We start from the raw sequence: 19,886 nt of genomic DNA, 5'->3' as shown, positions 1-19,886 counted from the left end.
CTAATAATGGGACAGACAAAAGTCTGACTCAGACGTCAGACGGTCGCGCCACAACGGCCCCATGCCTGTTAGAATGCGCGGCTATTTTCTGGCGACCCCCGGTTTCTAGCATGTCCCGACTCAATCCCCGGCAGCAAGAAGCCCGTGACTACGTCGGCGGCCCTCTTTTGGTGCTCGCCGGTGCAGGTTCGGGCAAGACCAGCGTGATCACGCGCAAGATTGCCCACCTCATCCAGAACTGCGGCATCCGTGCCCAGTACATCGTGGCGATGACCTTCACCAACAAGGCCGCACGCGAGATGAAGGAGCGGGTCGCCACCCTGCTGCGCCCGGGGGAAGGCCGTGGCCTGACGGTGTGTACCTTCCACAACCTGGGCCTGAACATCATCCGCAAGGAGCACGACAAGCTGGGCTACAAGCCAGGCTTCTCGATCTTCGACGAGTCCGACATCAAGGCGTTGCTGTCGGACATCATGCAGAAGGAATACTCCGGCGACGACGGCATCGACGAGATCAAGAACATGATCGGTGCCTGGAAGAACGACCTGATCTTGCCGCCCGAGGCCCTGGAAAAGGCGCGCAACCCGCGCGAGCAGACCGCCGCCATCGTCTACACCCACTACCAGCGCACGCTCAAGGCGTTCAACGCGGTGGACTTCGACGACCTGATCCTGCAGCCGGTAAAGCTGTTCCAGGAGCACCCCGAGGTTCTGGAGCGCTGGCAAAACCGCGTGCGCTACCTGCTGGTGGACGAATACCAGGACACCAACGCCAGCCAGTACCTGCTGGTGAAAATGCTGATCGGCATGCGCAACCAGTTCACCGTGGTAGGCGACGACGACCAGTCGATCTACGCCTGGCGTGGTGCCCGCCCCGAGAACCTGATGCTGCTCAAGGAGGACTACCCCTCCCTGAAAATCGTCATGCTCGAGCAGAACTACCGCTCCACCAGCCGCATCCTGCGCTGCGCCAACGTGCTGATCGCCAACAACCCGCATGCGTTCGAAAAGCAACTGTGGAGCGAGATGGGCGTGGGCGACGAGATCCGCGTCATCCGCTGCAAGAACGAGGAAGCCGAGGCCGAACGCGTGGCCATGGAAATCCTCACCCTGCACCTGCGCACCAATCGCCCGTACAGCGATTTTGCCATCCTCTACCGCGGTAACTACCAGGCCAAGCTGATCGAACTGAAGCTGCAGCACCACCAGGTGCCGTATCGCCTGTCGGGCGGCAACAGCTTCTTCGGCCGCCAGGAGGTCAAGGACCTGATGGCCTACCTGCGCCTGCTGGTGAACCCGGACGATGACAACGCCTACCTGCGGGTGATCAACGTACCGCGCCGGGAAATCGGCTCCACCACCCTGGAAAAGCTCGGCAACTATTCCACCGAGCGCGGCATTTCGATGTACGCCGCCAGCGAGGAACTGGGCCTGGGCGAGCACCTGGACGCCCGCTACACCGAGCGCTTGCAGCGCTTCAAGCACTGGCTGGACGGGGTTCGCCACAAGGTCGCCCTGGAAGACCCGATTGCCGCGCTGCACGAGATGATCCGCGACATCGACTACGAGAACTGGATCCGCCAGCAAACCGCCAGCGACAAGGCGGCGGAGTTCCGGATCAGCAACGTCTGGTTCCTGGTCGAAGCGCTGAAAAACACCCTCGAGAAGGACGAAGAGGGTGAAATGACCATCGAGGACGCCATCGGCAAGCTGGTGTTGCGTGACATGCTCGAGCGTCAGCAGGAAGAAGAAGAGAACGCCGAAGGTGTGCAGATGATGACCCTGCACGCCTCCAAGGGCCTGGAATTCCCCTACGTGTTCATCATGGGCATGGAGGAGGAAATCCTCCCGCACCGCTCCAGCATCGAGGCCGACACCATCGAAGAGGAACGCCGCCTGGCCTACGTGGGCATTACCCGCGCGCGCCAGACCCTGGCTTTCACCTTCGCTGCCAAGCGCAAGCAGTACGGTGAAATCATCGACTGCACGCCTAGCCGGTTCCTCGACGAACTGCCTCCGGACGACCTGGCCTGGGAGGGCCTGGACGATGCACCGGTCGAGGTAAAGGCCGCACGCGGCAACAACGCCCTGGCCGATATCCGGGCAATGCTCAAACGCTGATCAACCATTACTCTTAAACTTTGCCGCTATTTGCGGCCACCTTTGCTACATCGAGGAAAAAAAAGTGGAAGCACTGCATCAGAAGATTCGCGAAGAAGGCATCGTGCTTTCCGACCAGGTTCTCAAAGTCGACGCGTTTCTCAACCACCAGATCGATCCGGCGCTGATGCAGCTGATCGGTGACGAATTCGCCCGCCTGTTCGCCGATGCCGGCGTGACCAAGATCGTCACCATCGAAGCCTCGGGCATTGCCCCGGCGGTGATGACCGGCCTGAAGCTGGGCGTACCGGTGATTTTTGCGCGCAAGCACCAGTCGCTGACCCTGACCGAGAACCTGCTGACTGCCTCGGTGTACTCCTTCACCAAGCAGACCGAGAACACCGTGGCCATCTCGCCGCGCCACCTCAACAGCAGCGACCGCGTGCTGGTGATCGACGACTTCCTGGCCAACGGCAAGGCGTCGCAGGCACTGATCTCGATCATCAAGCAAGCCGGTGCCACCGTGGCCGGCCTGGGTATCGTGATCGAGAAGTCGTTCCAGGGCGGCCGTGCCGAGCTGGACAGCCAAGGCTACCGCGTTGAATCGCTGGCCCGGGTGAAGTCGCTGGAAGGCGGTGTAGTGTCCTTCATCGAGTAAGGCCGCAACGCGATCCCTGTGGGAGCGGGTTCACCCGCGAATGCGATGGTGCGCTCACTAAAGCATTCGCGGGTAAACCCGCTCCCACAGGGGCCAATAAACCCTAGGGTTCATTTGGTTGTCGCCAACCCCGCCAGCAGCAACCGCTGATAAAGCTCTTCCTTCAGCCCTTGCGGCCTATCAAGCTGCATCCGCTTCAGGTGCCCCTCATACCCCTCCGGCCCCGGCGCATCCAGCGCTGCCTTGCCCAGCTCAAGCACCTCGCTCAGCTTGAACTTGCTTTTCAACCAGTTCAGCGCCCGCAACAAGTCCCGCTCTTCGGCCGTAAAGTCCGTCCCCATCGGATACTCCGGGAACAGCCGCGCATGCCGCGCCCTGATCGCCTCCAGCCGCTGCGGCGTATTGTCGGTAAAGCGAGCGTCCAGGTGAAAACCCTTGGGCAGCTTGCCGGCCTCTTTGGCCTGCTCGATAAGCCCCTGCTGGAACCGTGAATCACACACCGCCAACAACCGCGCAATCACCTCGCTGTCGGTCTGCCCACGCAAATCGGCAATGCCGTACTCGGTCACCACGATATCGCGCAGGTGCCGGGGAATGGTGCAATGCCCATAGGTCCAAAACAGGTTTGAGGTCACCTCCCCGCCTGCCTCGCGCCAGCTGCGCAAAAGCAGAATCGAGCGCCCGCCCTCCAGCGCATGGCCCTGGGCGACGAAGTTGTACTGCCCGCCCACACCGCTGAGCACACGGCCGTCTTCCAGCTGGTCGGCCACCCCGGCGCCGAGCAACGTCATGCCAAACGCCGTGTTGATGAAGCGCGCATCGCGGCGCTGGCGGCGCTTCAGTTCTTCCTGCCCGTACAACTCGTTGATGAAGCTGATGCGGGTCATGGCAAAACGTGCGCGCTGTTCGAGTGGCATCTCTCTCAACCGCTGATAGAACGCCTGCGGGCCGAGGAAAAAGCCGCCATGCACCACGGGTCCTTCGTCATCGGCCGGGCGTCGCAGCAGGCCTGCTTCGGCCAGCACCAGCAGGCCATTGACGAACATCTCGCTGCAGCCATACAGGCCTTGGGCAAACGTGCCCAGCCCCCCTTCGCGCTCTATCAGCGCCTGCCAAGGGCCGACATCCAGCTCATCGAGCAAGGCACGGAAGCCCGCGTTGTCACCCTGGCGCGCCAACAACGCGGCGGCGACTGCATCGCCCATGGCCCCGATGCCGATCTGCAGGGTACCGCCGTCGCGTACCAGCGTGCTGGCGTGCAGGCCGATGCAATGGTCCTGGGTGCCGACCGGCATGTTCGGTGTGGAGAACAGGCGGCGTTGCTCGGCCTCGTCGATCAGCAGGTCGAACGCATCGATGGGCAGCTCCGCATCGCCCGGCATGTAGGGCAGTTCGGCATGCACCTGACCTAGCATGAGGATGGTCTCGCCGGCCGCGCGGCGCTTGGCAATCATCGGCAGCAGGTCGAGGGTGATATCGGGGTTGCAGGCCAGGCTCAGGTGGACAGGTTTCTCGGGGGTGGCAGCGACCAGTTGTGCGACCAGGTTCAGCCCCTTGGCATTGATGTCGCGTGCGGCGTGGCTGTAGTTGCTGCTGATGTAGTCCTGCTGCGCCGCCTCGCTGTGCAGCAGGCTACCGGGCTGCATGAAGAACTGCTCGACACGGATGTTCGGCGGCAGGCTGTCGTTGCGCAGGTCCGCGAGGTAGGTGAGCTCTTCGTAGTCGGCGAAGACGCGCTCGACGAAGGGTTCGAGAAAGCGCCGTTGCAAGCCATCACCCAGTGGCGGGCGGCCGAGGGACAGCGCGGTGTAGATCGTCAGCTGCCGCTCCGGCAGTTCGCGCACCCGGGCGTAGAGGGCGTTGACGAAGGCATTGGGCTTGCCCAGGCCCAATGGCAAACCCATATGGATATGGGTGGGCAGCCGGGACAAGACCTGCTCGACAGCATGGTCGATGGCGCAGAGGTGCATCGGGGCCTCCTGAGACATCCATGGATTCAGGGGTTGGACATGGCACTGGCGGGTTGGTTGCCTGTACCGGCCCTTTCGCGGGCACGCCCGCTCCCACAGGATAACCACAATCCTCAGGGTCTGTGGGGGACTTGTGGGAGCGGGCGTGCCCGCGAAAGGGCCAGCACAGGCAACCCAAAAACAAGGCCCGCCATCAACGGCGGGCCTCGTGCGATTCAGCTGTGTCTTACAGACCGGACATTTTCTTGATCGCCCCTTTCAGGTCGTCATCCGAGCAGTCCGCGCAGGTGCCTTTGGGCGGCATGGCGTTGATGCCGGTAATGGCCTTGGCCAGGATGCCATCCAGGCCGCCCTGGTGGTCGGCACGTTCTTTCCACGCGGCGGTGTCGCCCACTTTAGGCGCACCCAGCAGCCCTGTGCCATGGCAGGCATTGCAGTGCTTGGCGATGATCTCATCGGGTGTCTTGGCCCCCCCGCCCCCCGCTGCAACAGCCACTTCCATGCCTTTGCATTCCTGGCCCTGGACGCACACCTGGCCAACCGGCTCCAGGCGTTTGGCAATGTCGTCATTGGTCGCAGCGGTTGCGCTCATTGCCCAGAGGGCGAATACGGCTGCTGGTACGGCCAGCATCTTCTTGATTTGGTTCACGCGAACACCCTCATGGTGGCTAATCATGCTCGCGGCCACGGAACGGCGAGCGTTGAAAAGTATAGCGGGAACCCAGAGGCCGTGAAACGACCCTACACAGGAAAGGGGTATTGCCGAATCAATGCACTGCGCTGGATCAAAAGTTTGAGGGCGTCGCCGCACTGATCAGGCGCGCAGGCTGATTGAACGGGTTGCGAAAGCGGTGCGGACGCGTGCTTTCGAAGTAGTAGCTGTCGCCTTCTTCAAGGATGAAGATCTCGTTGCCGACCACCAGCTCCAGCCTGCCTTCGAGCAGGATGCCGGTTTCCTCGCCGTCATGGGTAAGCATCTCGGCACCCGTGTCGGCACCTGGCGGATACACCTCGGTGAGAAACGCGATGGCGCGGTTGGGGTGCGACTTGCCGACCAGCTTCATGGTCACCGCACCATCCGAGATATCAATCAGCTCGTGGGCCTTGTAGACGATTTGCGCGGGGCTTTCAGGTTCCAGCTCGACCGAAAAGAACTCGACCATGGACATGGGAATGCCGCTCAGCACCTTGCGCAGCGAGCTGATAGAGGGGCTCACGCTGTTCTTCTCGATCATCGAGATGGTGCTGTTGGTCACGCCGGCACGCTTGGCGAGTTCACGCTGGGACAGGCCCTTAAGCTTGCGGATGACTTGCAGTCGTTCGCCGACGTCCAAAGCTGGAGCCTCCTGAAACGGTGGTAAAGGGGGTGGATGTGAACGATATCATGGCAATGCCGTTCAGTATTTACAACACACCGCCCTGCAACCTGTCCGCTTCAGCGTTTCATTCGCCGATGTAGTCCCGAGGTACCCGTTTCAGATTGCAGAAGATCTGGTAGGGAATGGTGCCCGCGTGCGCGGCCACTTCGCTGGCCAGCACCTGCTTGCCCCACAATTCGACCGGGCTGCCGACGGTGGCTTGCGGCACGTCGGTCAGGTCGATGTTGAGCATGTCCATCGAGACCCGGCCGATCAGCTGCGTGCGCTGGCCGGCGACCAGCACCGGGGTGCCGTTGGGTGCCTGGCGCGGGTAGCCGTCGGCATAGCCCATGGCGACCACGCCCACACGGGTTGGCCGTGGGCTGACGAACTTGGCGCCATAGCCCACCGGTTCGCCGGCAGGCAGCTCGCGTACGCTGATTACCCGCGATTGCAGGGTCATCACCGGTTGCAGGCGTGCGGCCTGGGCCTGGGGCACTTCAAACGGCGTGGCACCGTACAGCATCAGGCCTGGGCGTACCCAGTCGCTGGGCGCTTGCGGCCAGCCCAGCACGCCGGGCGAGTTGCGCAGGCTGCATTCGGCGGCCAGGCCCTGGCGGGCGGCTTCGAAAACGGCGATCTGCTGGGCGGTGGCGTCGGCATCCAGTTCGTCGGCGCGGGCAAAGTGGCTCATCAGCACGATGCGCGAAACCTTGCCGCTGGCCAGCAGGCGCTGGTAGGCGTCGTGGTAGTCCTTGGGGTGCAGGCCGACGCGGTGCATGCCGCTGTCCAGCTTCAGCCAGACGGTGAGCGGCTTGTGCAGCTGGGTTTTCTCGATGGCTTCCAGCTGCCACAGCGAGTGCACCACGCACCACAGGTCGTGCTCGGCCATCAGCGCCAGCTCGCTGGCTTCGAAGAAGCCTTCCAGCAACAGCACCGGGGCCTTGATACCCGCAGCGCGCAACTCCAGCGCCTCTTCGATGCAAGCCACGGCAAAGCCGTTGGCTTCGGCCTCCAGGGCCAGGGCACAGCGCACGGCGCCATGGCCATAGGCGTCGGCCTTGATTACGGCGAGGGCTTTGGCACCGGTCAGCTCACGGGCCAGACGGTAGTTGTGGCGCAGGGCCTGGAGGTCGATCAGGGCGCGGGCGGGACGCATGGCGGCTGCCTTATGGTGGTTCGGGTTGAAATCGGTGTTGGCCTCATCGCCGGCAAGCCAGCTCCCACAGGACTTCCACAGGACCTGAAGACTGTGGAGATCCTGTGGGAGCTGGCTTGCCGGCGATGAGGCCAGTACAGGCTATTACTGCTGGTGAACCGGCGCGGTCTGCCCGTGCTTGGCCACTTCCGGGCTGTTGCCATAACGGGAAATGTCCAGGCCTTCGGCACTGATCTGCGGCTTCTTGCGCGCAATCAGGTCGGCCAGCAGGCGACCGGAGCCGCACGCCATGGTCCAGCCCAGGGTACCGTGACCGGTGTTCAGGAACAGGTTGCGGAACGCCGTGGCACCCACGATCGGCGTACCGTCCGGGGTAGCCGGGCGCAGGCCGGTCCAGAAGCTGGCCTGGCTCAGGTCACCGCCACGAGGATAAAGGTCGTTGACGATCATCTCCAGCGTTTCGCGCCGACGCGGGTTCAGCGACAGGTCAAAACCGGCGATTTCAGCCATGCCGCCAACCCGTATACGGTTGTCGAAACGGGTAATCGCCACCTTGTAGGTTTCGTCGAGAATGGTCGAAGTCGGGGCCATGTCGCCGTTGGTGATCGGCACGGTCAGCGAGTAGCCCTTCAGCGGGTACACCGGCGCCTTGATGCCCAGCGGCTTGAGCATTTGCGGCGAGTAGCTGCCCAGCGCCAGCACGTAGCGGTCGGCGGTTTCCAGCTTGCCGTCGATCCACACGCCATTGATGCGGTCGCCGGCGAAGTCCAGGCGCTGGATGTCCTGGCCAAAACGGAACTCCACACCCAGGTTGATGGCCATTTCGGCGAGCTTGGTGGTGAACAGCTGGCAGTCGCCGGTCTGGTCGTTAGGCAGACGCAGGGCGCCGGCCAGAATGTCCTTCACGCCAGCCAGGGCCGGTTCGACGCGGGCAATGCCATCGCGGTCCAGCAGTTCGTAAGGCACGCCAGACTGCTCGAGCACGGCAATGTCCTTGGCCGCGGCATCCATCTGGGCCTGGGTGCGGAACAACTGGGTGGTACCCAGGGAGCGGCTTTCGTAGGCAATACCGGTTTCGGCGCGCAGTTCGTCAAGGCAGTCGCGGCTGTACTCGGACAGGCGCACCATGCGCTCCTTGTTCACCGCGTAACGGCTGGCGGTGCAGTTGCGCAGCATCTGCGCCATCCACAGGTACTGGTCGACGTCGCCGGTAAGCTTGATGGCCAGGGGCGCGTGGCGCTCCAGCAGCCACTTGATGGCCTTCAGCGGCACGCCTGGGGCGGCCCAGGGCGAGGCATAGCCGGGCGAGATCTGGCCGGCGTTGGCAAAGCTGGTTTCCATGGCCACCGCCGGCTGGCGGTCGACCACCGTGACTTCGAAACCTTGCCGGGCCAGGTAATAGGCACTGGCGGTTCCGATTACACCGCTACCAAGTACCAGAACTCGCATCGTTATATCCCTCACACGCGGCACGCCGCAGACTTTTATTGATATGGCATGAATGGGCGCAGTATAGGAATTTGAGACCAGTGCAATTCACTATATAAAAGCCTATTATTGGCGAGAATTCTCGGCAAAATCGCCTTTCACGGAGGGGCATCCCCTATGAGAACCCAGCACCAGAGCAAGCGTGAACTGGACAAGATCGACCGTAACATCCTGCGGATCCTGCAGAATGACGGGCGTATTTCCTTCACCGAACTGGGCGAGAAAGTTGGGCTGTCCACCACCCCTTGCACCGAGCGGGTTCGACGCCTGGAGCGCGAGGGCATCATCATGGGCTACAACGCCCGCCTGAACCCGCAGCACCTGAAGGGCAGCCTGCTGGTGTTCGTGGAAATCAGCCTGGACTACAAGTCGGGCGACACCTTCGAGGAGTTCCGCCGCGCAGTGTTGAAGCTGCCCCACGTACTGGAATGCCACCTGGTATCGGGTGACTTCGACTACCTGGTAAAGGCGCGTATTTCGGAGATGGCGTCGTACCGCAAGCTGCTTGGCGACATCCTGCTGAAGCTGCCGCACGTGCGCGAGTCGAAGAGCTACATCGTGATGGAGGAGGTGAAAGAAAGCCTCTGCCTGCCGATCCCGGACTGAGGCTAGACCAGCACCTGGCGGGTGGTGGCAATGAACTGGTGCACGAGCTGCTCGGCAGCAGGCTCGATCATCGGCTCAGGGCCACGGCCACGCGGGCAGGCCATGCGTGGCGTGGTGCCAAACAGGCGGCAGATCATCGGGCGCTCTTCGTACACCGTGCAACCGTCGGGGCCCAGGTGCACGCAGTCCAGGCGCTCCAGCGCGGCTTCCTGCTCGGCCTGGGACTTGCGCGGCAGGCGGGCCATTTCTTCCGCCGACGTGGTAACCGGGCCGCAGCAGTCGTGGCAGCCGGGCTCGCACTCGAACGAGGGAATGAGTTCGCGCAGGAAGTGGATTTTGTGGCGGTTGCAGGACATGGCCAAGTACAAAGCTGATGGATGAGTTGGATTATAAGCCCATTCGCGGGCTTGCCCGCTCCCACAGGTAACCCGTACGTCTCAAGATTGCACAGTACCTGTGGGAGCGGGCGAGCCCGCGAACGAGGGCGCCGCCCTCGCCTTAGAGGGTGTCAGAAATTTTGTGTTCGGGCATAACATGAGTAAGAGGTGCATGTATGCCAACCAAAAAGAAACCCTTGCGTGACCTGCCCAAAATCCCCAAAGAGCTGCTGGAGCAGTTCGGTGAGGGCCTGATGACCGCAGAAGCTATCGAGGATGCCTCTGCGGCATTCAAGAAGGCCCTGATCGAACGTGCTCTGCATGCCGAGCTTGGCCACCACCTAGGTTATCCGCCGGGCGCGCAGCGCCCAGAGGATGAAACCAATCAGCGTAACGGCAAGAGTAGCAAGACGGTTTTGACCGGCGATGGCCCGCTGCGACTGGAAATTCCTCGCGACCGAGACGGCAGTTTTGCGCCCATCCTGATTCCTAAGCATGAGCGGCGGTACACCGGTTTCGATGACAAGATCATCGCCATGTACGCCCGGGGAATGACGGTCAGAGAGATCCGGGCATTTCTGTCCGAGCAATACGGCACCGACGTTTCACCCGACTTCATCAGCTCTGTAACAGACGAGGTCATGGAAGAAATTGGCGCGTGGCAACAGCGGCCACTGGAGCCGATGTACCCGGTCATTTTCTTTGATGCGCTGCGGGTGAAGATTCGCGAAGAAGGCCTGGTGCGCAACAAAGCCATTTACTTGGCTTTGGGCGTTCTACCCGACGGGACGCGTGACATCCTGGGCATCTGGATCGAGAACACCGAGGGTGCGAAGTTCTGGATGAAGGTCTTTAACGATCTCAAAACGCGTGGTGTCGAAGATGTGCTGATTGCCGTGACCGATGGCCTCAAAGGCATGCCGGAGGCCCTCAGTGCGGTGTTTCCAGAGACGACGTTGCAGACGTGCATCGTGCACCTGATCCGCAACAGCCTGGAATACGCAGCCTGGGACAAGCGGCGGGCTCTGGCCAAGGAGCTAAAGCCGATTTACCAAGCCATCAATGCCGAAGCGGCTGAGCAGGCACTCAATGAGTTCGAGAACGGGCCATGGGGTGAGAAATATCCAACGGTGGTGGCTGCTTGGCGACGGGCTTGGGATCGCGTGATTCCATTCTTTGTTTTCCCGCCCGCCATCCGGAAGGTGATCTACACCACCAACGCCATCGAGAGCATCAACGCCCAGCTACGCAAGGTCATCAAGACTCGCGGGCATTTCCCGAATGATGATGCAGCGACCAAACTGATTTGGCTGGGATTGCGCAACATAACAGCCAATTGGGGAAAACCGGCCCATGATTGGAAAAGCGCGATGAATCAATTTGCGATTCTGTACGGAGATCGGTTCATCAGGCCAACCTGGTGAAAATCAGGGCCTGCCTAACGGCAGGCCGTTACCGGCCCGCACACAAAAAATCTGACAGTCCCTCGCCTTATTGCCCACCACCCTACCCCGGCTTATCCTCCTCCCCTAGCCCACCAGCCCCAGGACCAACCCCATGATCCACAGCGCGCAGCACGCCGCCTCCTACTACGCCGCCAGCAGCGCGCAGCACGCCGCCTCCTACTACGCCGCCAGCAGCGCGCCACACCCCGACCACTCCTTCCTGCAAGGCGAACACAGCGCCGATGTATGCATCGTCGGCGGCGGCTACTCGGGCCTGAACACTGCCATCGAGCTGGCCGAACGCGGCTTTTCGGTCATCCTGCTGGAAGCGCGCAAACTGGGCTGGGGCGCCAGCGGGCGCAACGGCGGGCAATTGATCCGCGGCGTCGGCCACGGCCTGGAGCAGTTCCTGCCGGTAATTGGCGAGGAAGGCGTGCGCAGCATGAAGCTGATGGGCCTGGAGGCCGTGCAGATCGTGCGCGAACGGGTCGAAAAGCATGCAATCGCCTGTGACCTGACCTGGGGCTACTGCGACCTGGCCAACAAACCCGCCGAGTTGCCGGGCTTTGCCGAAGACGCCGAAGAACTGCGCAGCCTGGGTTACGCGCATGAGTTGCGGCTGGTCGGCAAGGACGATATCCACAGCGTGGTCGGCGCCGACTGCTATGTGGGCGGGCTGGTGGACATGGGCTCCGGCCACCTGCACCCGCTCAACCTGGCCTTGGGTGAAGCCGCCGTGGCCAGCCGCCTGGGCGTTAAGCTGTTCGAGCAGTCCGAGGTTACCCGCATCGACTACGGCCCCGAAGTGCAGGTGCATACTGCCCAGGGCCGGGTACGCGCCAAGACCCTGGTGCTGTGCTGCAACGCCTACCTCAACGGCCTCAACCGCGAGTTGGGCGGCAAGGTGCTGCCGGCCGGCAGCTACATCATCGCCACCGAGCCGTTGGGCGAAGAACGCGCCCGCGCTTTGCTGCCGCAGAACATGGCGGTGTGTGACCAGCGCGTGGCGCTGGATTACTACCGCCTGTCCGCCGACCACCGCCTGCTGTTCGGCGGTGCCTGCCACTATTCCGGCCGCGACCCGAAAGACATCGCCGCCTACATGCAGCCGAAGATGCTCAAGGTGTTCCCGCAACTGGCCGACGTGCGTATCGACTACCAGTGGGGCGGCATGATCGGCATCGGTGCCAACCGCCTGCCGCAGGTTGGCCGCCTGGCCAGCCAGCCGAACGTGTATTACGCCCAGGCCTACTCAGGCCATGGGCTCAACGCCACCCACCTGGCCGCGCGCCTGCTGGGCGAGGCCATCAGTGGCCAGGAAAGCGGGCGTTTCGATCTGTTCGCCAAGGTGCCGCATATCACCTTCCCCGGCGGCAAGCACCTGCGCTCGCCGCTGCTGGCGTTGGGGATGCTGTGGCACAGGCTCAAAGAGCTGGCCTGACAACTGGCGCGGTCAATGTAGGAGCGGCCTTGCGCCGCGAAAGGGCCGCAAAGCGGCCCCAGCGATATCAGTGGCGAAGCTGAAATACTGGGGGCGCTTCGCACCCCTTTCGCGGCGCAAGGCCGCTCCTACACTGACCGCGCAGGGTCACGTTGATCAGTCCTTCCAGAAGGGTTTACGCCCTTCTGTACGGGCCTGCTCCCAGCTCAGCCCGACATCGCGCAACTCGTCATCCGTCAGTTGCAACAGCGCCCTGCGGGTGTGCCAGCGATGCAGCATCAGCCCCCAACGCCCAAGCCCTTCCGGCGCGTTGAATACCTTGGCCTGCTGCCCGGCTTCCAGCTCCCTGGCCATCAGTTGCAAGCGCACATCGCTCATGCCACCCATCACCGCACCCTCCCGTTCAGTTGATACCGTGGAGAAAGGATGCGCGTCGGCACCATCGACAATACAGATCCAATACAGCCTTATTATTCCCATACAGAATTGGCCGTCGGCCGACTGAATGCTGTATTTTCAGCCAAACTGTACCGGTCGCTATGCCAATGCAGCGCAGGAGTATGCCGTGACCCTCTACCTGAACCTGGCCGAACTGCTCGGCGCCCGCATCGAGCAGGGCCTCTACCGCCCCGGCCAGCGCTTGCCCTCGGTACGCGCGCTCAGCGTGGAACACGGGGTCAGCCTGAGCACCGTGCAGCAGGCCTATCGCATGCTGGAAGACAGCGGCATGGTCTCGCCCCGCCCCAAGTCCGGCTACTTCGTCAGCGACCATCGCCACCTGCCCGCCCTGCCCGCGGTCAGCCGCCCGGCCCAGCGCCCGGTGGACATCTCGCAATGGGAGCAGGTGCTGGAGCTGATACGCAGCACGCCGCGCCAGGATGTGGTGCAGCTCGGCCGTGGCATGCCCGACATCAACAGCCCCACCCTCAAGCCGCTGCTGCGCAGCCTGGCGCAGTTGAGCCGGCGGCAGGACATGCCGGGCCTGTATTACGACAACATCCACGGCAACCTGGCCCTGCGTGAGCGGGTGGCCCGGCTGATGCTCGACTCCGGCTGCCGCCTGAGCCCGGCCGACCTGGTCGTGACCACCGGCTGCCACGAGGCGTTGTCGTGCAGCATTCGCGCGGTCTGCGAGCCAGGCGACATCGTCGCGGTCGATTCGCCCAGCTTCCACGGCGCCATGCAAACCCTGAAGGGCCTGGGCATGAAGGCGCTGGAAATCCCTACCGACCCGGTTACCGGCATCAGCCTGGAGGCGCTGGAGCTGGCCCTGGAACAGTGGCCGATCAAGCTCATCCAGATCACCCCCAGTTGCAACAACCCGCTCGGCTACATCATGCCCGAGGCGCGCAAGAAGGCTCTCCTCAGCCTGGCCCAGCGCTACGATGTGGCGATTCTGGAGGACGATGTCTACGGCGACCTGGCCTACACCTACCCGCGCCCGCGTACCCTCAAGTCGTTCGACGACGATGGCCGCGTGCTGTTCTGCAGCTCGTTTTCCAAGACCCTCGCCCCGGGCCTGCGGGTCGGCTGGGTGGCACCCGGGCGCTACCTGGAGCGGGTGCTGCACATGAAGTACATCAGCACCGGCAGCAGCGCCAGCCAACCGCAGCTGGCCATTGCCGACTTCATCGCCGGCGGGCACTACCAGCCCCACGTGCGGCGCATGCGCAGCCAGTACCAGCGTGGCCGAGACCTGATGAGCGAATGGGTAACCCGCTACTTTCCAGCGGGCACCCGGGTCAGCCGCCCCCAGGGTGGCTTCATGCTGTGGGTGGAATTACCCGAACATTTCGACACGCTGCGCCTGAACCGGGCTTTACTGGAGCAGGGTGTACAGGTTGCCGTGGGCAGCATCTTCTCGGCCTCGGGCAAGTTTCGCCATTGCCTGCGCATGAACTTCGCCGCGCGGCCGACGCCGCAGATCGAGGCCGCCGTGCGCAAGGTAGGTGAAACCGCCCTTCGTCTACTGGATGAAGAAAGCGCCGACGCGTAACTTTGCGCCGCCCGCCACGGTCCAACCCCTAAAGCCCTTGCTGCACAGGACGATCCACCTTTGACACTCCAGCGAGCCTTGCCTCTGTTGCTGGTGCTGCTGCTCGGCCTTGCCGGCTGTGCCAGCGTCGGCACGCCCCGGGAAACCAGCCAGGCGCTGCCCGCCAACGACTCCGCCTTTGGCCGCTCGGTGCTTCGCCAGGCAGCCCCCTACGGCGGCCGCTCGGGCTTTCGCCTGCTGCCCAACAGCAATGAAGCGTTCCGCGCCCGTGCCGAACTGATCCGCAACGCCCAGGCCAGCATCGACCTGCAGTACTACATCGTCCACGACGGCCTCAGCACCCGCGCCCTGGTGCATGAACTGCTGCGTGCCGCCGACCGTGGCGTGCGTGTGCGCATCCTGCTGGACGACACCACCAGCGATGGCCTGGACACCATCATGGGCACCCTCGATGCCCACCCCAACATCCAGATCCGCGTGTTCAACCCGCTGCACCTGGGCCGCAGCACGGGCGTAACGCGCGCCATGGGCCGGCTGTTCAACCTGTCGCGCCAGCACCGGCGCATGCACAACAAGCTGTTCCTGGTGGACAACAGCATGGCGATTGTCGGCGGGCGTAACCTGGGCGACGAGTATTTCGATGCCGAGCCCAACCTCAACTTCACCGACATCGACCTGCTGGGCGTAGGCCCGGTGGCCGAGCAGCTGAGGCACAGCTTCGACCAGTACTGGAACAGCGCCCTCAGCAGGCCGATCACCGACTTCCTCTGGCATGACCCGGATGCCAACGACCTGCGGGCCAGCCGCCACCGCCTGGAAGTGTCCCTGGCCGAGGCGCGCACCCAGCGCAAAGCCCTGTACGACCGCTTGATGGCCTACCAGTCGCAACCGCGCCTGGACGTGTGGCGCAACGAGCTGATCTGGGCGCACGCCCAGGCGTTATGGGATGCCCCGAGCAAGGTGTTGGCCGACGACGAACCGGACCCGCAACTGCTGCTGAGCCAGCAACTGGCGCCTGACCTGGCCAACGTGCACCGCGAGCTGATCCTGGCATCGGCCTACTTTGTGCCGGGCGAACCTGGGCTGCTGTACCTGACCGGCCGCGCCGACGCCGGCGTTTCGGTGAAGCTGCTGACCAACTCGCTGGAAGCCACCGACGTGCCGGCGGTGCATGGCGGCTATGCGCCCTATCGCCGGGCGTTGCTTGAGCACGGGGTGGAGCTTTACGAGCTTCGCCGCCAGCCAGGCGACCCCAGCGCGGGGCGGCTGAGTTTCCGCGGTAGCTCGGATTCGAGCCTGCACACCAAGGCGATCGTGTTCGACCGGCGCAAGACCTTCATCGGCTCGTTCAACTTCGACCCGCGCTCCGTGTTGTGGAACACCGAGGTCGGGGTGCTGGTGGACAGCCCGGAGCTGGCGGAGTACACCCGCGAGCTGGCCCAGCAGGGTATGGCGCCTGCGTTGAGTTACCAGGTTAAGCTGGCGGGGGGCAAGCTGGTGTGGGCGACCGAGGACAATGGCCAGCGGCATGTGCTGACGTCTGAACCGGGTGGGCTGTGGCGGCGGTTCAATGCGTGGATCAGCAAGGCGGTTGGCTTGGAGAAGATGTTGTAGTTGATGGCCTCATCGCCGGCAAGCCAGCTCCCACAGGGACTGCACAGTATTCAAGGCCTATGGAGAACCTGTGGGAGCTGGCTTGCCGGCGATGGGCCGCAAGGCGGCCCCAAAATCCATCAGGCTGACACAGCCTCAAAAGCCCCACGCCGCTGGGTCAACACCACCAGCCCGGCAGCCCCTGCAGCCATCAGGAACAGCAACGCATGCCCGCTGATCCACTGGCTCCCCGCCCCCGCCAGCAACGGCCCGAGCAGGCAACCAATACCCCACAGCTGCGCCACATGGGCGTTGGCCCGCACCAGCGCATCATCCCGGTAGCGCTCGCCAATCAGCACCAGCGACAAGGTGAACAAGCCCCCTGCACTGGCCCCGAACAGCACCCACAACGGCCAGATCGCCGGGGTATGCAGCAACAGCGGAATCGCCAGGCTGGACACCAGCAGCGTTACCGCGCAGCCGGTGAACAGGGTGCGCCGCGACATATGGTCGGCCAGCGCGCCAATTGGCAGTTGCAGCACTGCATCCCCCACCACCACGGTACTGACCATGAACAGGGCGATCTCGGTGGTGAAGCCCTGCTGCAGGCAGTACACCGGCAGCAAGGTGAGGATCATCGCCTCGAACGAAGCGAACAGGGCAATGGCCCAGGCGATTACCGGCAAACGCCGGCAGAACGCGAACAGGTCGCGGAAGGTAACGTTGCAAGCTTCCGTGCTCGGCGCACCGCCACGCCCCAGCAGGATCAGCGGCGCGACCAGCAGCAGCCCCGTCGCGGCCCAGAAGCCAAAGTCGTCATCGGAGCCGAGGAAGCCCAGCACCAAAGGCCCGGCCAGCTGGCTAAGGGCGTAGCTGCTGCCGTACAGCGCCACCAGGCGGCCACGCCACTGCTCGACCACCAGCTGGTTGATCCAGCTTTCACCGAGGATGAACACCACGGTCAGGGACATGCCGATCATCAGCCGCAGCAGCAGCCACAACGGGTAGCTGGGCAGCAGGGCGAGCAGGCCGATCGACAGCGCCCCACCCCACAGGCACAGGCGCATCGCCGAAGGTACGCCAACCCAGCCTGCCAGGCGGCTGGCCAAGCTGGCACCCGCCAGTACGCCCAACGCCGGCATCGCCGCCATCACGCCGATGGCAAAGCTGCCGTAGCCCCAGGCCTCCAGGCGCAGGGACACCAGCGGCATGCTCACGCCGAGGGCCAGCCCGACGCTGAGCACCGATGCCAGTACGGCGAAGTAGGTACCCCAACGCATCCTTGACCTCTTGAATTCTTGGGGCTGCTTTGCAGCCCATTCGCGGCACAAGGCCGCTCCTACAGGGGAACGCATATCCCTGTAGGAGCGGCCTTGTGCCGCGAATGGGCCGCAAAGCGGCCCCTTACGATTACAGCTTGATCCAGGTCGCCTTCAGCTCGGTGTATTTCTCCAGCGCATGCAGCGACTTGTCACGGCCGTTGCCCGACTGCTTGAAGCCACCGAACGGTGCGGTCATGTCGCCGCCGTCGTACTGGTTCACCCAGACGCTGCCAGCGCGCACGGCACGGGCGGTCTTGTGGGCCTTGGAAATGTCCGACGTCCAGATGCCAGCGGCCAGGCCGTATGGCGTGTCGTTGGCAATGGCGATGGCTTCTTCGGCAGTGTCGAAGGCGATCACCGACAGCACTGGGCCGAAGATTTCTTCCTGGGCAATGCGCATGGCGTTGGTCACGCCGTCGAAGATGGTCGGTTCCACGTAGGTACCGCCAGTCTCTTCCAGGGTGCGCTTGCCGCCGGCCAGCAGCTTGGCGCCATCCTGGTGGCCCGCTTCGATGTACGACAGCACGGTGTTCATCTGCTGGGTGTCGACCAGGGCACCGACCGTGGTCTGTGGGTCCAGCGGGTTGCCTGGCTTCCAGCCTTTCAGGGCCTCGACCACCATCGGCAGGAACTTGTCCTTGATCGAACGCTCGACCAGCAGGCGCGAGCCTGCGGTGCACACTTCGCCCTGGTTGAAGGCGATGGCGCTGGCAGCGGCCTCGGCGGCAGCTTGCAGGTCCGGCGCGTCGGCGAAGACGATGTTCGGGCTCTTGCCACCGGCTTCCAGCCAGATGCGCTTCATGTTCGATTCGCCCGCATACACCATCAGCTGCTTGGCGATCTTGGTGGAACCTGTGAACACCAAAGTGTCGACGTCCATGTGCAGGGCCAGGGCCTTGCCCACGGTGTGGCCGTAACCTGGCAGCACGTTCAGCACACCAGCCGGGATGCCGGCTTCGATCGCCAGTTGGGCGATGCGGATGGCGGTCAGCGGCGATTTTTCGGACGGCTTGAGCACCACCGAGTTACCGGTGGCCAGCGCCGGGCCGAGCTTCCAGCATGCCATCAGCAGCGGGAAGTTCCACGGTACGATGGCACCGACCACACCCACGGCTTCGCGGGTCACCAGGCCAAGCTGGTCGTGCGGGGTCGGGGCGACTTCATCGTAGACCTTGTCGATGGCTTCGGCAGTCCAGTGAATGGCCTGGGCGGCACCTGGAATGTCGATGCTGGAGGAGTCGCCAATCGGCTTGCCCATGTCCAAGGTTTCAAGCAGCGCCAGCTCTTCGACGTTCTTGCGCAGCAGGTCAGCGAAGCGGATCAGCTTGGCCTTGCGCTTGGCCGGAGCCAGTTGCGACCACACACCGGAATTGAAGGTGGCGCGGGCGTTTTCCACAGCGCGGTTGGCATCGGCCAGGTCGCAGCTGGCAACCTTGGCCAGGAAGCGTCCGTCGACCGGGCTCAGGCACTCGAAGGTTTCACCGGATGCGGCATCGGTGTATTCGCCGTTGATGAAGGCGCGGCCTTCGATCTTCAGTTGCTGGGCACGTTGTTCCCAGTCCGCACGGGTCAGGGTAGTCATACGAAACTCCTCCTCTTGTTTAGGTGCAACGCCGCACTGAGGACTCACAGGCGTTGTCAGAATTCTGGCCGGGCGACGAGCGCACACTGGCAAGCGATACCCTAAACCAGCCGGTGTAAACTATCAATATATTTGACACGAAAGGCTCAAAAGCCTACTGATGTTCATTTTATTAAACAACAACAGGAGCCGCACCATGAGAATCGACAGCATCATCGACTTCGCGCAGGTCATCACCGAGGCCGAACGCTACCGCCCGGCGGCGGAAAAAATCCTCAAGGGCGAGCCAGACCAAGCGGTCTATAACCACTACTCCAGCCCTTGCGGGCAGTTTGCCGCGGGCGTGTGGGAAGGCGAGGTGGGGCAGTGGACGGTGAACTACACCGAGCACGAGTACTGCGAGATCGTCCATGGCGTTTCGGTGCTGCGCGACCAGGACGGCGGTGCCAAGACCCTGCGTACCGGTGATCGGTTTGTCATCCCGGCCGGCTTCAAGGGCACCTGGGAGGTGCTGGAGCCTTGCCGCAAGATCTATGTGATGTTCGAGCAGAAATGATCTGAGGCCCGTGCAGCCATAAAAAAACCCGCGTCCTTTCGGATGCGGGTTTTTTTCAGGTCGCCGATCAATTACTTGATCTTGGCTTCCTTGTACACCACGTGCTTGCGAACAACCGGATCATATTTCTTGATCTCGATTTTGTCCGGGGTGGTGCGCTTGTTCTTGTCGGTGGTGTAGAAGTGGCCGGTACCGGCACTCGAAACCAGACGGATCAATTCACGCATGATGTTCTC

General features: G+C 63.1%; 18 protein-coding genes. 8 read left to right on the top strand and 10 right to left on the bottom strand.

The genetic code is table 11. The features are described from left to right. Positions 1–110: 110 nt before the first annotated feature. Entirely contained in the window at positions 111–2,120 is a 2,010-nt protein-coding gene (gene rep, locus ABOC32_RS03740) for a DNA helicase Rep (protein WP_043203686.1), read from the top strand. A 64-nt stretch (positions 2,121–2,184) separates the two neighbouring features. Continuing rightward, positions 2,185–2,757, top strand: coding sequence for a xanthine phosphoribosyltransferase (locus tag ABOC32_RS03735; protein ID WP_003253535.1), 573 nt, complete (start codon positions 2,185–2,187; stop codon positions 2,755–2,757). A gap of 110 nt (positions 2,758–2,867) precedes the next feature. Here the strand turns inward: ABOC32_RS03735 and ABOC32_RS03730 are convergent, their stop codons facing one another. From ABOC32_RS03730 to dadA, 5 genes are all read right to left on the bottom strand, one after another. Further along, positions 2,868–4,727: an acetyl-CoA hydrolase/transferase C-terminal domain-containing protein gene (locus ABOC32_RS03730; protein WP_426810160.1), complete on the bottom strand. Its 1,860-nt coding sequence runs from the start codon at positions 4,725–4,727 to the stop codon at positions 2,868–2,870. 226 nt (positions 4,728–4,953) lie between these two features. After that, on the bottom strand, positions 4,954–5,358 hold the full coding sequence (locus ABOC32_RS03725) for a c-type cytochrome (protein WP_033692624.1): 405 nt from the start codon (positions 5,356–5,358) through the stop codon (positions 4,954–4,956). Between the two features lie 154 nt (positions 5,359–5,512). Beyond that, complete coding sequence (locus tag ABOC32_RS03720; protein WP_016502213.1) at positions 5,513–6,061, bottom strand: cupin domain-containing protein; 549 nt, start codon at positions 6,059–6,061, stop codon at positions 5,513–5,515. A 109-nt stretch (positions 6,062–6,170) separates the two neighbouring features. Next, positions 6,171–7,244, bottom strand: coding sequence for an alanine racemase (alr, locus tag ABOC32_RS03715; RefSeq protein ID WP_043203689.1), 1,074 nt, complete (start codon positions 7,242–7,244; stop codon positions 6,171–6,173). Between the two features lie 144 nt (positions 7,245–7,388). After that, a complete protein-coding gene (gene dadA, locus ABOC32_RS03710; RefSeq protein ID WP_086976614.1) occupies positions 7,389–8,693 on the bottom strand; it encodes a D-amino acid dehydrogenase in 1,305 nt (434 codons plus the stop codon). Between the two features lie 156 nt (positions 8,694–8,849). On the opposite strand from dadA, the gene dadR reads away from it, so the two are divergent. Then, positions 8,850–9,338 (top strand): transcriptional regulator DadR, encoded by a 489-nt coding sequence (dadR, locus tag ABOC32_RS03705; RefSeq protein WP_003258963.1) that lies wholly within the window; start codon positions 8,850–8,852, stop codon positions 9,336–9,338. Positions 9,339–9,340: 2 nt separating this feature from the next. On the opposite strand, the gene ABOC32_RS03700 is transcribed toward dadR, so the two are convergent. After that, positions 9,341–9,694 carry a YkgJ family cysteine cluster protein gene (locus ABOC32_RS03700; RefSeq protein WP_234226300.1) on the bottom strand — a complete coding sequence of 118 codons (354 nt, stop codon included), beginning with the start codon at positions 9,692–9,694 and terminating at the stop codon, positions 9,341–9,343. Positions 9,695–9,891: 197 nt separating this feature from the next. Here ABOC32_RS03700 and ABOC32_RS03695 point away from each other — a divergent pair, with 197 nt between their 5' ends. After that, on the top strand, positions 9,892–11,139 hold the full coding sequence (locus ABOC32_RS03695) for an IS256 family transposase (protein WP_426808794.1): 1,248 nt from the start codon (positions 9,892–9,894) through the stop codon (positions 11,137–11,139). A 133-nt stretch (positions 11,140–11,272) separates the two neighbouring features. Continuing rightward, complete coding sequence (locus tag ABOC32_RS03690) at positions 11,273–12,601, top strand: NAD(P)/FAD-dependent oxidoreductase (RefSeq protein ID WP_426810159.1); 1,329 nt, start codon at positions 11,273–11,275, stop codon at positions 12,599–12,601. A gap of 156 nt (positions 12,602–12,757) precedes the next feature. Here the strand turns inward: ABOC32_RS03690 and ABOC32_RS03685 are convergent, their stop codons facing one another. Further along, the gene (locus ABOC32_RS03685) at positions 12,758–12,988 is read right to left on the bottom strand and encodes a DUF1127 domain-containing protein (protein WP_016502218.1); all 231 of its coding nucleotides are present in this window, start codon (positions 12,986–12,988) and stop codon (positions 12,758–12,760) included. 178 nt (positions 12,989–13,166) lie between these two features. Between ABOC32_RS03685 and ABOC32_RS03680 the strand changes: the two genes are divergently transcribed. Further along, positions 13,167–14,597 (top strand): PLP-dependent aminotransferase family protein, encoded by a 1,431-nt coding sequence (locus ABOC32_RS03680; protein ID WP_426810158.1) that lies wholly within the window; start codon positions 13,167–13,169, stop codon positions 14,595–14,597. Positions 14,598–14,657: 60 nt separating this feature from the next. After that, a complete protein-coding gene (locus ABOC32_RS03675; RefSeq protein ID WP_426810157.1) occupies positions 14,658–16,211 on the top strand; it encodes a phospholipase D family protein in 1,554 nt (517 codons plus the stop codon). A gap of 119 nt (positions 16,212–16,330) precedes the next feature. Here the strand turns inward: ABOC32_RS03675 and ABOC32_RS03670 are convergent, their stop codons facing one another. Then, positions 16,331–17,470 carry an MFS transporter gene (locus ABOC32_RS03670; RefSeq protein WP_426810156.1) on the bottom strand — a complete coding sequence of 380 codons (1,140 nt, stop codon included), beginning with the start codon at positions 17,468–17,470 and terminating at the stop codon, positions 16,331–16,333. Between the two features lie 130 nt (positions 17,471–17,600). Continuing rightward, a complete protein-coding gene (locus ABOC32_RS03665; RefSeq protein ID WP_426810155.1) occupies positions 17,601–19,094 on the bottom strand; it encodes an aldehyde dehydrogenase in 1,494 nt (497 codons plus the stop codon). A 196-nt stretch (positions 19,095–19,290) separates the two neighbouring features. Here ABOC32_RS03665 and ABOC32_RS03660 point away from each other — a divergent pair, with 196 nt between their 5' ends. Further along, a complete protein-coding gene (locus tag ABOC32_RS03660) occupies positions 19,291–19,650 on the top strand; it encodes a cupin domain-containing protein (RefSeq protein WP_016502222.1) in 360 nt (119 codons plus the stop codon). A 71-nt stretch (positions 19,651–19,721) separates the two neighbouring features. Here the strand turns inward: ABOC32_RS03660 and rpmG are convergent, their stop codons facing one another. Further along, positions 19,722–19,877: a 50S ribosomal protein L33 gene (gene rpmG / locus ABOC32_RS03655; RefSeq protein WP_003253507.1), complete on the bottom strand. Its 156-nt coding sequence runs from the start codon at positions 19,875–19,877 to the stop codon at positions 19,722–19,724. Positions 19,878–19,886 lie beyond the last annotated feature (9 nt).

The sequence above is a fragment of the Pseudomonas sp. WOUb67 genome (assembly GCF_050058005.1).
In the GTDB taxonomy this organism is placed as follows: Bacteria; Pseudomonadota; Gammaproteobacteria; order Pseudomonadales; family Pseudomonadaceae; genus Aquipseudomonas; species Aquipseudomonas putida_R.
This window is presented reverse-complemented; position numbering and strand designations above follow the sequence as displayed.

Bases quoted from the DNA above. Each gene is read 5' to 3' on its own strand.
- rep (WP_043203686.1), top strand. From the start codon at position 111: ATGTCCCGACTCAATCCCCGGCAGCAAGAAGCCCGTGACTACGTCGGC.
- ABOC32_RS03730 (WP_426810160.1), bottom strand. From the start codon at position 4,727: ATGCACCTCTGCGCCATCGACCATGCTGTCGAGCAGGTCTTGTCCCGG.
- ABOC32_RS03725 (WP_033692624.1), bottom strand. From the start codon at position 5,358: ATGCTGGCCGTACCAGCAGCCGTATTCGCCCTCTGGGCAATGAGCGCA.
- alr (WP_043203689.1), bottom strand. From the start codon at position 7,244: ATGCGTCCCGCCCGCGCCCTGATCGACCTCCAGGCCCTGCGCCACAAC.
- dadA (WP_086976614.1), bottom strand. From the start codon at position 8,693: ATGCGAGTTCTGGTACTTGGTAGCGGTGTAATCGGAACCGCCAGTGCC.
- dadR (WP_003258963.1), top strand. From the start codon at position 8,850: ATGAGAACCCAGCACCAGAGCAAGCGTGAACTGGACAAGATCGACCGT.
- ABOC32_RS03700 (WP_234226300.1), bottom strand. From the start codon at position 9,694: ATGTCCTGCAACCGCCACAAAATCCACTTCCTGCGCGAACTCATTCCC.
- ABOC32_RS03695 (WP_426808794.1), top strand. From the start codon at position 9,892: ATGCCAACCAAAAAGAAACCCTTGCGTGACCTGCCCAAAATCCCCAAA.
- ABOC32_RS03690 (WP_426810159.1), top strand. From the start codon at position 11,273: ATGATCCACAGCGCGCAGCACGCCGCCTCCTACTACGCCGCCAGCAGC.
- ABOC32_RS03685 (WP_016502218.1), bottom strand. From the start codon at position 12,988: ATGGGTGGCATGAGCGATGTGCGCTTGCAACTGATGGCCAGGGAGCTG.
- ABOC32_RS03670 (WP_426810156.1), bottom strand. From the start codon at position 17,470: ATGCGTTGGGGTACCTACTTCGCCGTACTGGCATCGGTGCTCAGCGTC.
- ABOC32_RS03665 (WP_426810155.1), bottom strand. From the start codon at position 19,094: ATGACTACCCTGACCCGTGCGGACTGGGAACAACGTGCCCAGCAACTG.
- ABOC32_RS03660 (WP_016502222.1), top strand. From the start codon at position 19,291: ATGAGAATCGACAGCATCATCGACTTCGCGCAGGTCATCACCGAGGCC.
- rpmG (WP_003253507.1), bottom strand. From the start codon at position 19,877: ATGCGTGAATTGATCCGTCTGGTTTCGAGTGCCGGTACCGGCCACTTC.